Source organism: Candidatus Cloacimonadota bacterium, assembly GCA_019429305.1.
Taxonomy (GTDB): Bacteria; Cloacimonadota; Cloacimonadia; order Cloacimonadales; family JAJBBL01; genus JAHYIR01.
The window spans coordinates 1-14,609 of sequence record JAHYIR010000034.1 but is presented as its reverse complement, the minus strand read 5'-3'; the positions used below and the strand labels follow the sequence as shown (position 1 = coordinate 14,609).

14 protein-coding genes are annotated in these 14,609 nt (G+C 36.4%); all 14 read left to right on the top strand.

Annotated elements, in window-relative coordinates; all coding sequences use genetic code 11:
• The first annotated feature begins 703 nt into the window (after positions 1-703).
• A complete protein-coding gene (locus K0B81_09095; protein ID MBW6516750.1) occupies positions 704-1,171 on the top strand; it encodes a hypothetical protein in 468 nt (155 codons plus the stop codon).
• 884 nt (positions 1,172-2,055) lie between these two features.
• Complete coding sequence (locus K0B81_09090) at positions 2,056-2,490, top strand: VanZ family protein (protein MBW6516749.1); 435 nt, start codon at positions 2,056-2,058, stop codon at positions 2,488-2,490.
• Positions 2,491-2,493: 3 nt separating this feature from the next.
• The gene (locus tag K0B81_09085; GenBank protein MBW6516748.1) at positions 2,494-3,354 is read left to right on the top strand and encodes a glycosyltransferase family 2 protein; all 861 of its coding nucleotides are present in this window, start codon (positions 2,494-2,496) and stop codon (positions 3,352-3,354) included.
• Positions 3,351-4,085, top strand: coding sequence for a methyltransferase domain-containing protein (locus K0B81_09080; GenBank protein MBW6516747.1), 735 nt, complete (start codon positions 3,351-3,353; stop codon positions 4,083-4,085). The genes K0B81_09085 and K0B81_09080 overlap by 4 nt, the downstream gene beginning before the upstream one ends.
• Positions 4,072-5,388, top strand: a complete 1,317-nt coding sequence (locus tag K0B81_09075; protein MBW6516746.1) for a Coenzyme F420 hydrogenase/dehydrogenase, beta subunit C-terminal domain — start codon at positions 4,072-4,074, stop codon at positions 5,386-5,388. Before K0B81_09080 ends, K0B81_09075 begins: the two co-directional genes overlap by 14 nt.
• Positions 5,389-5,793: 405 nt before the next feature.
• Positions 5,794-6,357 carry a DUF3473 domain-containing protein gene (locus tag K0B81_09070; protein ID MBW6516745.1) on the top strand — a complete coding sequence of 188 codons (564 nt, stop codon included), beginning with the start codon at positions 5,794-5,796 and terminating at the stop codon, positions 6,355-6,357.
• Positions 6,332-7,285 (top strand): flippase-like domain-containing protein, encoded by a 954-nt coding sequence (locus K0B81_09065; protein MBW6516744.1) that lies wholly within the window; start codon positions 6,332-6,334, stop codon positions 7,283-7,285. The genes K0B81_09070 and K0B81_09065 overlap by 26 nt, the downstream gene beginning before the upstream one ends.
• A 43-nt stretch (positions 7,286-7,328) precedes the next feature.
• On the top strand, positions 7,329-8,351 hold the full coding sequence (locus K0B81_09060; protein MBW6516743.1) for a GNAT family N-acetyltransferase: 1,023 nt from the start codon (positions 7,329-7,331) through the stop codon (positions 8,349-8,351).
• A 7-nt stretch (positions 8,352-8,358) separates the two neighbouring features.
• Positions 8,359-9,639, top strand: coding sequence for a hypothetical protein (locus K0B81_09055; protein ID MBW6516742.1), 1,281 nt, complete (start codon positions 8,359-8,361; stop codon positions 9,637-9,639).
• Positions 9,640-9,790: 151 nt separating this feature from the next.
• A complete protein-coding gene (locus K0B81_09050) occupies positions 9,791-10,243 on the top strand; it encodes a four helix bundle protein (GenBank protein MBW6516741.1) in 453 nt (150 codons plus the stop codon).
• A 2-nt stretch (positions 10,244-10,245) separates the two neighbouring features.
• Positions 10,246-11,322: a dTDP-glucose 4,6-dehydratase gene (rfbB, locus tag K0B81_09045; protein ID MBW6516740.1), complete on the top strand. Its 1,077-nt coding sequence runs from the start codon at positions 10,246-10,248 to the stop codon at positions 11,320-11,322.
• Positions 11,323-11,486: 164 nt separating this feature from the next.
• The gene (locus K0B81_09040) at positions 11,487-11,921 is read left to right on the top strand and encodes a four helix bundle protein (GenBank protein MBW6516739.1); all 435 of its coding nucleotides are present in this window, start codon (positions 11,487-11,489) and stop codon (positions 11,919-11,921) included.
• Positions 11,922-11,940: 19 nt separating this feature from the next.
• Positions 11,941-12,963, top strand: a complete 1,023-nt coding sequence (locus K0B81_09035; protein MBW6516738.1) for a Stealth CR1 domain-containing protein — start codon at positions 11,941-11,943, stop codon at positions 12,961-12,963.
• Positions 12,964-13,040: 77 nt separating this feature from the next.
• Positions 13,041-14,510: a lipopolysaccharide biosynthesis protein gene (locus K0B81_09030; protein ID MBW6516737.1), complete on the top strand. Its 1,470-nt coding sequence runs from the start codon at positions 13,041-13,043 to the stop codon at positions 14,508-14,510.
• Positions 14,511-14,609: the final 99 nt, after the last annotated feature.

Below are 14,609 nucleotides of genomic sequence, written 5' to 3'. Positions count from 1 at the left end.
TTACTCAGCTAGTAGATCATGTTTTTTTTCTTTTTCATTTGTGTGTATTGGTGATATTATTAGTGTGTTTCGTGGACAATGCTTGCTTAACTTCCAATGGACTTGCTAAACCTTCTTTAGTTTTCACTAATAACCACATAGCTAATAGCTAATTTCCAACTTTCTTTCTTGACATTTTTCATAACGTAGAATACAAAGCAAATCAATATAGGATTGAAACCCTTTATTAATGAGTTTTTTTGAGGTTGGAAACAAAACCCTAAATCACCGTTTTTAATTTGCGGAGGTGACGGGGCGAAGCTCTATCCAGACGTCTTGGATCTTTCTTGCTCTACTCCCTATGGACTTGTTTTTGCTTCTTTAATTTACCCAGATCACTGATCAAAGGTCACGCTTTTTCTTGCTCAGCTTCCACGAGTTCAAATTATACATTGTACATTTTACATTATAAATTGCTGCGAAGCAGCTTCACTCCCTACGGCTTTTCACTAATAGCTATTAGCTAATAACTATTTTTCCTTGCTATTCATCCATAGGCAATATATAATCAAATATATGAAATCAAAAATATCTCACACATTTGAAGAAGCTGCTAAATATAGCAGAGAACAGTATCGAAATATGACTCCGGAGCAACGACTCGAGCTCATTCAGATACTAAGAGAGCAATGGATCAGATTAAATCATCAGGAAGAAGAGTATCGTGCAAGTAGAGAAGGACTTCGAAGAGTTTGTAAAGTTATTAAACGAAAGTAAAGTCCGCTATTTGATAGTAGGCGCTTATGCTGTCGGTTTTCATGCAGAACCGAGAAATACAGGCGATATAGATATCTGGGTTGATTCAACACCTTTAAATGCCGACAAAATAATTGCTGTTCTTCACAACTTTGGTTTTAGTACTCTGGGAATAACCAAAGAAGATATACTCAACCCTGATTCTGTTATCCAGCTCGGCTATCCCCCAGTCCGAATCGACATGTTAACATCATTGACCGGTTTAGACTTTGACATAGCTTTTAAAGCAAGGGTAGATGCGAATTTTGGCACTACAACTGTGAGTCTGATCTCTCTGCAAGACCTGATAAAGAATAAGGAAGCTACAGGAAGAACAAGAGACCTGGCAGATGCAGAACTTCTCAGAAAATATCTCAAACAAGATAATCAGCAATAAATAATAAATCACACTTCACTCCCAATGGACTTGCTATTATCCCAGTGGTTTTTTTTCTAATCACTGATAACAGATAACTGATCACTATTTTCCTTACTTTTACTCCCTTTGGTTTTTTATTATACATTGTACATTCAACATTATAGATTGCTGCGAAGCAGCTACACTTCCGCTGGAGCATCTGTGTTCATTCTTTTTTAATCTGTGTAAATTAGTGGACGATGCTTGCTTCACTTCCAATGGACTTGCTTTTACTCCCTTTGGCATTCCCGTAACTCGTAACACATAACTCGTAACAATTTTTTGGCTAATCCATTGACAAACCATTAGGAAGGAGCGTAGTCGGCTCGAGCCGACTCCCCTGCTCCCTAAGGGTATAATACATCTATATCTCAGGTATTTCTCTTGTATTCGAGCCTATTTGTGGCATCATTCGTGTGCATTAGCCCCATATTTTGTCATATCGAGTGTAGTCGAGATATCCCATCTTTGCTTGCTTTGCTTCGTAGTTAGTCGGTAATGAGATCTCTCCATTGTGAAAGACCCACTGCGTGAGTCTTTCTCCAGTCGAGATGACAAAATACTATTACCTTGCTATCCTTCCAATGGACTTACTTTTACTCCCTTTGGCATTTTATTATACATTGTACATTTTACATTATAAATTGCTGTGGAGCAGCTACACTCCCTCCGGCTTTTTACTATTAACTAGTAGCTATTAGCTAGTAACTATTTTTTCTTGCTATCTTCCCAGTGTTTTTTTTCTGATCACTGATTACTGATCACAGTTTTTCTTGCTTATCTCCCTATGGAACTAAACCCTAAACACTCAACTCTAAACTCTTGCTCTTCTCCTGCAGGATTTTACTAATAACTTTGAAGATATGCTTAAAAAGAACCTTTTCTACTTCTGGCTCTTAATAATAATCATCGTAAATCTGGTTCCTGTCGGAACAGGCAATATCAACGAACTTGCTTCCGGAAAAGGTTGGAGTTTTCGGATTGATTATATCTTCCACTTTTTTGGGTTCTTTATCCTCCCAGTTTTCTATTACTTAGGTTTAAAATATGGCAAACTAACACATAACACCAGGCAATATATAAAGATAATTCTTATCTCGTTGTTTTTTGCTGTTTTAGTTGAGTATATCCAAAAATTTCTTCCGTATAGAGCTTATAATCCCGTAGATCTATTTTACAATATAATGGGAGTCATAGTCGGTTTTTTTGTTTTCCACACATTTATATATAAGTTAATAAATTCTAATATAGTTGGGGTATTTGAAGGTGATAACGCGTTATCAAGAAAGGATATGTAGAGTATGAAGTATGAATTTGATGTTTCAGTGATAATTCCTGCCTATAATGAAGAAGTGGGAATAAAGAATACTCTTGAGAAACTGACTAACCTGAGTTTTAATAAAAAAGTTGAAGTTATTGTAGTTAATGATGGATCAACCGACAGGACAGCCGAGATCTCAAAGCAATTTTCTGTAAGAGTTATCAACCATACGATCAACAAGGGATATGGTGCTTCATTGAAAACAGGCATCAGAAAAGCAAAAGGGGAAAAGGTAATTTTTATGGATAGTGACGGACAGCATGACCCATCTTATCTACCTCAAATGATCGAAATGTTAGATGATTATGAAATGGTGATCGGAGAGCGCGATAAAGATTCACATCAGGTTAAATCACGACTTGTCGGTAAAACATTTATCCGGCTGATCGGCGAGTATCTTGTAAGTCAGAAGTTACCCGACTATAACTCGGGATTACGTGGCTTCCATCGTGATCTAATTTTTAGGATGCTGCATGTCATGCCTAATGGTTTCTCGTTTTCAACAACATCTACGTTAGCATTCTTAAAAGAGGGTTATCAGATCGGAACTTTTCCCATCACCGTGAAAGAGAGAGAGGGAAGAACAAGCAGTGTAAAATTCTTTAAGGATGGGGCAAAGACTCTTCTCTTGCTAACAAGGGTAATTATGCTCTTTAATCCGTTAAAAATATTCTTTCCTGTAAGTGTTTTTATAACCACTTTCGGCTTTTTTTGGGGGTTATCTAATTATATTCATGTTCAGAGGTTTTCTAATACAGGGGTAATCCTCTGTATCATAGGTGTTTTGATTTTCCTTATCGGACTACTGGCAGATCAGATAGCTATTCTTAACAGGAAATGAGTAGTAAAAGATCATTCCGGATCAATTCCTGGAAAGACAAAGATGTCGAGTATCACTGGGATTCGGCAGCAGATATCTATGTTAAGGAAAATGAGAGAGTAAAGGATACTCATGCCCAGAGATTCAGAGAAACTATCCCCTTGCTCCGATTAAAAGAGGGATCAAGAATTCTGAACATCACCAGCAGGGATTGTGAAGCAAATGACTTTATTCTTAAGGCAAATCCTCATGTTAGCATAGAAAATGCAGAGATATCACAGGGTTTAATAAATGTGGCTGCCCGTTTAAGACCCGAAGCTAAGCAGACAAAGATATCTTCCTATTCAGAATTACCTTATGAAGATTCCTGTTTTGATAGAATTCTCTCATTAGAGACTCTGGAGCATGTATCAGAGCCGATCAACTTTTTAAAAGAACTATATCGAGTATCAACTCCCGAAGCTCTACTGGTTTTAAGTTGCCCCCCCTTAACAAGTGAGATCCCCTATCAGATCTATACTTGCCTCTTTGGTGGACATGGCGAAGGACCACATCGTTTTCTTCCTTCGCCAGAGGTGAAAGAGATGTTCAAAGAAACCGGTTGGAAACTTATATATCATAAAGGTACGGTCTTGCTGCCGGTAGGACCTAAAATATTACGTGAATGGTCAGAAAAATTGATCATTAAATTTCAAGATACCTGGTTATCAGAATTAGGGATCAGGCAGATATACGTTTGTGAAAAAAATTGATGTTTTAAAAGAAACGATCAGATCAGGTCTGTGTAATCGCTGTGGGTCGTGTGTTGGTCTATCTGAAGGGAAAATAGTCTTCAATGATCGAGAAGGTGCCTATCTGCCCGATATTATTGAAGAAGTAGATGAAAAGACTGCAGAATTGATCAATGAGGTATGTTCAGGGCGAAAATTCGATTTTCCAGTTAACAGAGATAGAATTTTTGGTGCAGATGTTCTTTCTCACGAATATATAGGTGCATATAAAGATTTTTCTATTGGATATGCTACAGAAGAAGAGATAAGAAGGTTAGCAGCCAGTGGTGGAATTCTAACTACTATCCTGTTATTTCTCTTAAGATCGGGTGAGATCGATGGTGCTGTAGTAACCAGGATGTCAAAAACCAAACCATGGCTGACAGAACCGGTTATTGCCAAAACAGAGGAAGAAATCATTGCTGCTGCCCAGAGCAAGTATATAATAACCTCTGTTAATGAGATCATACCGGAAATTTCCAGTTTCGCAGGTAATCTCGCTTATGTCGGTTTACCCGGACAGGTTCAGTCTATAAGATCATTACAACGATTAGATCATCCGGCAGTAAGAAAAATTAAATACTTTTTTGGTCCCTTTTATGGAAATACCCTGCATTTTTCATCAATTGTGAGTTTTCTGAGATCGCATGGAATAAAAGATTATACTCAAATCGCAAAGCTGTATTTCCGCTATGGTGAATGGCCCGGGAATATGAGAGTAGAGCTGAAAGACGGTCAAATATTCCAGATGAAGAAGTTCTATGCTAATTACCTGATCCTCTTTCATATAGTAAAAAATAGTCTTCTCTGCACAGATCTGACGAATGAGTTTACCGATATTTCAGTCGGAGATGCCTGGGCTCCAGTTTATGAAGAACGGGGTAAGGGCTTTTCTCTGATCATTACCAGATCAGATGCCGGGAAAAGAATCATAGATAAGATGAAACAAGATAATCTGATCGAAACGTTTCCTATTGATCTTGATCAAGCCATAGAGATGCATAGTCACGGATATGATCTGAAAAAAAGAGGATCTTTCATTAGATTGAAGTTTTTAAGGTTCTTGGGAAGACCGGTACCTGACTATGGTTACAGAATAGATAATTTCAAAATGACGCGATATCTGATGGAATTTATGATAGATATGCTGTTTCTTTTGTGTTCCACCAGATTTGCCAGATTTGTAATAGACCAGATCCCTCCTGCGTTCATGGGCAAAGTATTTGAGAATGCCAGAAAACGTTGGAAAAAAGGGACGAGAAAAATTAAAACCTACAAACTTTGATATTCGATAGATATTATACGAAAGGGTTATCTTATTAATTATATTGCACTCTCTTTTGACATTGAAGATTGGTATCATACACCGGCTATAAGTGGCGCTTCTTTTTCATTATACAAGAAATTAGAAGATTTTTTCCTCAGTCATGGCAAAGACAATATTGATTGTATTACCGATGAAACCATAAGAATATTACAAATACTTGATGACTATAAGATAAAAGCTACTTTCTTTATTGTAGCAGACGTAGCACAGAGATATCCAAAATTATCTGAGGCATTAAAAGAGACAGATCACGAGATAGGTGTTCATAGCTTAACTCACCAATCGGCAATAGATTATAAGAATAAGAATCCTCTTGAACCGATAGAAAAATGGTTTGATGAGCTGAAAAGATCTAAAAAAATATTGGAAGATATATTTGACAGGGAAATTATCGGTTTTAGAGCACCTAATGCTTACTTTGCTAATTGGATGGTTCCTTTATTGGCACAATTGGGATTTAGATATGATTCATCAGTAGTTTATAACAGCTTCTATAATAAAACTAACGTAGTTTTAAGAAATATTCCGACAATGCCTTACCGGATCAACTCTGAAACTCTCGGACAGAAGAATCCAGATTCGGATCTTTATGAATTGCCATGGAGTTATTATAAGCTCAGCAATAAGATAATATTACCCGGTGGTGGTGCCTTTTTCTTCCGATTAATGGGCTTCGGTTATTTCAAAAAGGTTATTGACCAAGCACTAAAAAAAGGTGATACAATGTTTTATCTGCACCCTTTAGATATTTCTCAGAAGAGAGTACCCTTGGCAAATCCGAGACATCGTCCTTTTTTCTGGATCAATAAGGGGATAAGAACAGAACGGAACTTAATAAAACTTTTAAGCAATTATTCTCAAAGGTTTAAGACCTGTAAAGAGATCTACGAAAGACACATTGATGAAAAGATACCTCAAAATAGTTAAATGGTTCTTTCAAATAGTAGCAACAATAATATTGCTTTATGTTGCGTTACAACGATTAGAAACTGATAAGCTCTTGCAGGTTCTTTCCGAAATTAACTTATTGTTATACTTACCTATACCGATCATTCTGATCATAGATCTTTTTATCAATAGCTACAGGATTCTATCATTATATAAGTTTTATGGAGTAGAAACCGATATCTTCAGCGTATTTAAGGTCAAGTTTCATGGTTTCTTTTTTTCACTGATTTTCCCCCTATTTGGAGATGCCTATAAGATCCAATCTTTTAAAACCCTCTATAGAGCGAGTTATCTAAAAAACTCGCTTGTTGTATTTTTAGACCGTCTTCTTTACACATTCTCACTAACGTTGATTCTTCTTCCTGTGTGGCTTTTAAGTCTCATAGAAGTTGGTACAATTCTTCAGCTGATCTTAGTAACTCTATTTGTTATTGAGATGATACTGCTATATATCTTAAATCAACCTGTAGCTTTGAACTGGATAAATAAATTCTTAAGCACTATAAACAGAAAACTTCAAATCCTGAAGTTTGCTTATGAATCAAAGGATCAATATTTGAGAACGATCACCACAAATACTGTTATAGCTGCTTTAAGGCATTCTCTTATTGCCATTATTTACATTTTAATTGCCTACTCAGTTATTCATAACCTCTCTTTTAGTATTGTTGGATTTGCTTTTACCGTTTTTACCATAATGATAAGTAAAATACTCCCCGTCTCTATCGGAGGTATCGGTTTACGTGAATTTATTGCTGTGTCGATCTTTCCTCAGATAGGCGTTTCAGCAGAACATGCATTCTTGATCGCCTTTATTATGTCATCGATCATGATATTACAGGGACTGGTTAGCGGTTTATCACTCCTCTCTGGACAGATCTTTAAAATGAACAAGGTTATAGAATAGGCAACAGTTTAAGATAATATATGATCTTCTGTTTTATAAATACATGCTCTCATTCAAGCCTTTAGAAAAAGACAACATATCTGAATGGAATACTTATGTCTTTGGACATAAATCTTCGGAAGTTTTCCATCTTGCAGAATGGGCTTTCGTCTATAAAGATACATATAATTACACACCTTATTATTACTTTCTACTGGAAGATGACAGAATTGTTGGTGTGCTTCCCTTCATTCATCAAACCGGGATTTTTAAAAATATCATTACCACCCCACCGGCAGGTATTCTCCTTAATAATGTAGATAAGTATAAAGATGCTCTATACTCTTTTGTTAAGGATTTACAACAAAAACTGAAGTCATCAAACCTTGTGCTGTATAATAATTACAGATTATCTACAGAAATGTCAGTATCTGAAGAGAATGTTCGTATTTATAAACCAATGCCTTCTAATGTAGAGGACTTACGCCAAAGTATTGGGAAGAAACATCGCAGAAATGTCAGGATTGCCACTGATTTAGGATTATACCATACTGTATCACAACCTGCAGATGACAGGATCGATATCTTTTATCAGGTATATTTACGTAACTACCGAGATTTAGGCACTCCGGTTAACTCAATAAATTACTTTAAAAAACAGGCTGAATATCTTGGTGATTACATCCGCATCTTGATAGTCGAAAAAGACGAACTCCCAATAGGAGCAATGTGGCTACTCAAATACAAGGATCAGATCATCAGTACTGAAGCAGCAACTCTGCGCAATTTTTTCTCTACACGGGTAAATGATTATCGGTTTTATCAAGCATTTAAGTACTCCCTTGAAAATGGGGTTAAAGAGTATAATATGGGGAGGAGCCAAAAAGATACGGGAGCTTACAATTTCAAAAAATCTTGGGGAAACTGCCTGATAACGGATTATCCTCTTTATAGTACCAAAAAGAAACTGGATATACAGGAGAAAAGAAAGATATACAGCATAATGATCAAAGTATGGAAAAACTCTCCTGTTTCGTTTACCAAACTCATTGGTCCCATAGTAAGAAAAAATATGTATCTGGAGTAAATACTCAATGGCAAAGATTTACGATTTTTTATTAAAAAACCGTGTGTTAATTCTTTTTATTTTGTTTGTTTTTTCCTTTGCATTAAGAGTTTCATTGACTTATCGAGAGTATTCTTTGCACGGTACGTCATATTGGCAGGATGCTTTATATTATCTGAATCAAGGTGTAAGTTTTGCAGAGGGTGATTTTTATCCCGATTTCGGTCCTCGAGAAGTAATGCGATCAGGACCGGTTTTACCAATAATAGTAGCATTTTCTAAACTTGTAACAGGAGACCCGATCTGGCTTACACTTGTATTTAATTGTCTCTTTAGCGCCCTTTTAGTCTATGTTCTTTTCTGGATAGGTTTCAAGCTGGTAGGTCTCACAGCTGGATATCTAATGGCATTATGGTCTGTTTTCAACATCAGTATAATTAAGTTTAACTATCAAATTCTCAAAGAACCGCTTATCTTTCTCTTATTACCTTTGGCTATACTCTGTCTGATCAATATTTATCAAAAAAGAAATATTCTGCTAAATGTTATTCTCTCTTCTTTTATCTTCTCTCTTCTTATTCATACTGATGAAAGGTTCTTTATCTATACTCCGGTATTTCTGCTTTGCGTTTTTTTTGTTTCACAAAAAAAGTTGAAGATCCAGCACTCTTTTCTCTGGTTATTAGTTTTAGTTGTTACTATGATCCCCTGGACGATAAGAAATTACAAGCAATTTGGCGAAATAATGATTCTTACTCCGAGAACTACAGCTTTTACTTCAAAGATTTGGGGTACAGACTTTGCAAAAGTTCACTTTGATTCAGAAGAGGGTATCGAACAAGAAATAACACGTCGTGAAGAATATGCAGTAAGGGCAGCAGATAGATTCGGAGTCGAACCACGAAGATTTGGAAAGTATGAAAAGTACTTAAAGTCTTTCCAGCATTACTGGCAACCAACCTTTTTTAGATTAACATATATACAATATGGATTCAGACCGGTTAAGTGGTCTTTAGCTCATAACACGATAAGCATATTATTCTATGGGATTTTTCTTCCCTTCTATATTCTAGGGATACTATTTGCTGCGATCAGAAAAAAATGGCTGATCATCTTTCTGGCAGCTCTCCCATTCATCCATAGTTTACTTCATGCCTATATGATCTGGCCCCTCGAACGGTATCGTCTCCCCATGAACTTTCTCGTTGTTCTTGTTGCTCTCTGGTTTTTCCTTACCTATATTCTTAAGAGCAAAAATGTGGAAATAAACAAGAAAATTGTGAATGGAGAATTGAGAGTTGAGAATTAAAGAAAGGTTTAGCGCTTCGCTGTTGAGAAGGTTGAGGTTAAAGAAAAAGGTTGAGAGAGTTTAGCGCTTCGCTGTTGAGAAGGTTGAGGTTAAAGAAAAAGGTTGAGAGAGTTTAGCGCTTCGCTGTTGAGAAGGTTGAGATAAATTAATTATGAAAGAAGAAAGAACATTTGCTTTTGAGAAGTTGAGGGTATGGCAAGATTCCAGATCTTTTGTAACTAAAATCTATCTTCTGACTAAAGAATTTCCTAAAGAAGAAAGATATGGGTTAGTTGATCAGTTGCGTAGAGCTGCAATTTCTATTAGTTCCAATATTGCGGAAGGCTCCTCTCGCATCTCATTTAAAGACCAATCTCACTTTTATCAAATAGCTTATTCCAGTTTAATGGAAGTTCTTAATCAAATTATAATCTGTTTAGATCTAAATTACCTAACAAAAGATGACTATAATTCTTTTAGATCAGACATTGAAAGTCTCTCATATCAGATTAACCAACTTCGCAAAAGTGCCCTATCTAAACTATCTCAACCACCCAGCACTAAACCTTCTCAACAATCTCAACAGCGAAGCTCTCAACCTTCTAAACCTTTCTCAACGGAGTAATAATGCCAACCTACCTAATAACCGGCGGCTCCGGCTTTATCGGAGCCAACTTCATCCATTATCTTTTCAAGAAATCCGATTTCCAAGGTAAAGTCGTTAATGTCGATAAATTGACCTACGCCGGAAATCCTGAGAATCTCACTACTATCGAGCAAAAATATGGTGGTTCTCGCTATTTCTTCGAGCAGCAGGATATCTGTGACGAGCTAGAAATAGAGAGGATTTTTAAGAAATATCAATCCGATGTAGTTGTCAATTTTGCTGCTGAGTCACATGTAGATCGATCTATAGACGGTCCAATGGAGTTCATCAATACCAATATATTCGGTACTGCTATTCTGCTCCAGAATGCCTTACATCATTATAGAAAACTAAGTGATGATAAGAAAAAAGCTTTCCGGTTTCATCATGTCTCGACTGATGAAGTTTATGGCTCTCTGGGCGATGAAGGACTCTTTGCAGAAACCACACCCTATGATCCTAGTTCGCCCTATTCTGCCTCCAAAGCATCATCCGATCATCTTGTACGTGCCTGGCAGAGAACTTTCGGGTTACCTATCTTGATCACCAACTGCTCGAATAATTATGGTCCTTATCAATTCCCTGAAAAATTAATTCCTTTGATGATCCTTAACTGCCTTGCCCATAAACCTTTACCTGTTTATGGCAAGGGTCTCAATGTCCGTGATTGGCTTTATGTTAACGATCATTGTGAAGCGATCAAAACCGTCATCGAGAAAGGTGAACCGGGAGAAACTTATAACATCGGTGGCAATACTGAGCTGAAGAATATCGAGATAGTGCATACTATCTGCGAGATCCTCGATGAGGTCGAACCATCATCTCAACTCAAAACTTACAAAGAACTAATAACTTACGTAGCAGATCGCCCCGGACATGACCTCCGCTATGCTATAGATGCTTCCAAGATCCAAAAAGAACTTTGTTGGACTCCGAAAGAAACTTTCCAAACCGGCATCCGTAAGACAATCCAGTGGTATCTCGATAACCGTCAATGGTGGAAGAATATCCAGGAAAAGAAGTATCAGCAGGAGAGACTTGGAGTAATAAAAAGTTGAGAGAGTTTAGCGCTACGCTGTTTAGATAGTTGAGAAGAAAGAAATAAAAAGTTGAGAGAGTTTAGCGCTACGCTGTTTAGATAGTTGAGAAGAAAGAAATAAAAAGTTGAGAGAGTTTAGCGCTACGCTGTTGAGAAGGTTTAGAAAGTTTAGTTAGAAATGATATGAAGAAAGAGAATACATATGCTTTTGAGAAGTTAAGAGTTTGGCAAGATTCTAGAGCTTTTGTAACTAGAATTTATCTTTTAACAAAAGAATTTCCTAAAGAAGAAAGCTATGGAATGATTGATCAGTTGCGTAGAGCTGCAATTTCTATTAGTTCTAATATTGCAGAAGGCTCTTCTCGTATCTCATCTAAAGATCAATCGCACTTTTATCAAATAGCTTATTCCAGTCTGATGGAAGTTCTCAATCAAATCATAATCTGTTTAGATCTTAATTACATAACAGAAGATGACTATAATTCTTTTAGATCAGATATTGAAAGTCTCTCATATCAGATTAACCAACTTCGAAAAAGTTCTCTATCTAAACTCTCTCAACCTTCTCAACCGCGAAGCACTCAACCTTCTCAACCGCGAAGCACTAAACCTTTCTAAACTCTAAACTTTTATTTCCATGAACAATCCCTCACTAAACAACGATCCCATCGATGCCGTAATAACCTGGGTTGACGGAAACGATCCGAAGCACATTAATAAGCGACAGCAATATTCGCAAGTGATCGATGAACAAATTACTCACTGTGCTGCTCTTGAAGGTAGATTTTTAGAAGTAAATGAAGTTAAATACTGTATTTACTCTATCAGAAAATTTGCTCCCTGGATAAGAAACATATTTTTAGTTACTGATGAACAATGCCCAGATTGGCTAACAGATGAGAAAAAAATAGAATTAGGGGTTTCGGTTATTGACCATAAGATTATTTTCCGTGATCATCTACAATATTTACCAACCTTTAACTCGCTTTCGATAGAAACATTATTATGGAAGATTCCCGGTCTTTCTGATAAGTTTATTGCCTTTAATGACGATTTCTTTATCATTAATCCTACAGCTGCAGAAGATTTTTTTCATGAAGATAAAACAGTTGTCAGGGGAAGTTGGAAAAGTAATGAGAATTTGACGATGAATAGATCAATACGACTCTTCAAACATTTCATTAAACTAAGAAGTATAAAAAGAATTTCTTGGTCGGTTAATAACTACCAAACTAACGGAGCAATAGTAACAGGATATAAAAAGGAACACTTTGAAGTTGTTCATTCTCCTTATCCTGCTAAAGTATCGGTATTAGACAAATTTTATGAAAACAATAAACAGGTTTTAGAAGACTATGTCAAACATCGTTTTAGGCATAAAGATCAATCATCTTCACTGGTTATTCATACACATTTAGCTTTAAAGAATAACAAAGCAGAGATTCGAGACGGCAATGATTCTCTATTGATGATACCCCGGAAAGGTGGATTGCAGCACGAAAGATACAAGTTTGACCTGATCAGGAAAGGTAATAGTAATATCAAATTTCTTTGCTTTCAGGATCTTTATTATCTGAAACAGGAAAATTCTCATGAATTTGCAGAGGTTATCGATTACCTCGATAAAATTATCATGTCGAATGAATCAAGAAAAATATAGTTATTATAACTATTTCAACAGAGAAATGCTAAACCTACTAAACAGCGAAGCACTAAACCTTCTAAACTTTAACTCTAATGTCCCTCAAAGATAAAACAGTATCCGGTCTTACTTGGAGTTTTATTGATAATTTTGCCAAGCATGGTGTGCAATTTATATTTGGTATAATTTTGGCAAGATTACTTACTCCCAGAGAGTTCGGGTTGATCGGCATGACTACTTTTTTTGTTGCTTTTTTACAACCATTTGTTATCAGTGGGTTGCCTCATGCTCTGATAAGAAAAAGTAAATGCACGCAAGAAGATTATTCTACTGTTTTTTATTACAATTTCGTTGTTAGTATTGTTGTCTATGCTATATTGTTTCTGTCTGCCGGAGTTATCAGTAATTTTTTTGATGAACCAAAGTTGAAGTTAATAATAAGGGTATCAAGTTTGGGGATAATTATTAGTTCAGTATCTATTGTTCAGGGTGTAATCCTGTCCAAGAGAATTGATTTTAAGCTTCTTACCAAGATTTCCATAATATCGGCTTTAGGAGCAGGTATAATCGGTGTTGTTATGGCTTATCGTGGATTTGGTGTCTGGAGTTTGGTTGCGAAACACCTGATGATCGCTCTGATCACTACTTTATTACTATGGATTTGGAACAAATGGCGACCTTCTTTGGTCTTTAGCTGGCAATCTTTCAAAGAGATGTTTTCTTTTGGTTCAAAACTTTTAGCGAGTAGTTTGTTGGATACTATTCATCGACACATATATCTCTTAGTTATTGGTAAATATTTCTCTGCTGAGGAATTAGGCTATTATACACGAGCCACTCAGTTTAAAAAACTACCCTCCGAAAACATTACTCGTGTTGTCCAACGTGTCAGTTATCCGGTACTTGCCTCGATCCAAGAGGATATCCCTCGCTTAAAAGCATCATATCAGAAACTGATCAGAAGTACTATGTTTATAACTTTTGTCTCGATGATCGGGATGGCAGCAGTTGCCAAACCTATGGTTCTTACTCTAATAGGTGAACAATGGTTGCCTTCGGTGATTTATCTGCAGTTGCTCTGTTTCGTTGGTATGTCGTATCCACTACAGGCGATCAATCTCAATATGCTGCAGGTTCAGGGGAGGAGTGATCTTTTTTTAAAACTGGAGATCATCAAAAAGCTTCTAGTTATACCTACGATCTTTGTTGGGATATTCTTAGGCATTAAGATCATGATTGGATTGATGTTTTTTAATACATTGATTGCTTTTTTCATAAACAGCAAATGGAGCGGCAAATTTATCGGATATTCTTCTCTGGATCAACTAAAAGATATATTTCCATCTTTCCTAGTCGCTATTAGTATGGGATTACCTGTTTTTATGGCAGGTCAATTTCTTAGGACCTCTCCATTGGTAACTTTAACATTTCAAATACTACTCGGAGCTGTTTTAACGCTGGGATTGACGGAAATATTCAGAATGAAGGACTATCTTTTAATAAAAACAATTGTTATGGAGAAGATATTCAAGAAATTTGGTAAAGACAATGAAAAAAGATATTGAAAAACCGGTTTTCGTAACTCAACCGGCATTGCCACCATTGGAAGAATTTGTGGAATCTCTCAAGCAGATCTGGGATAGTAAAATAATTACCAATAATGG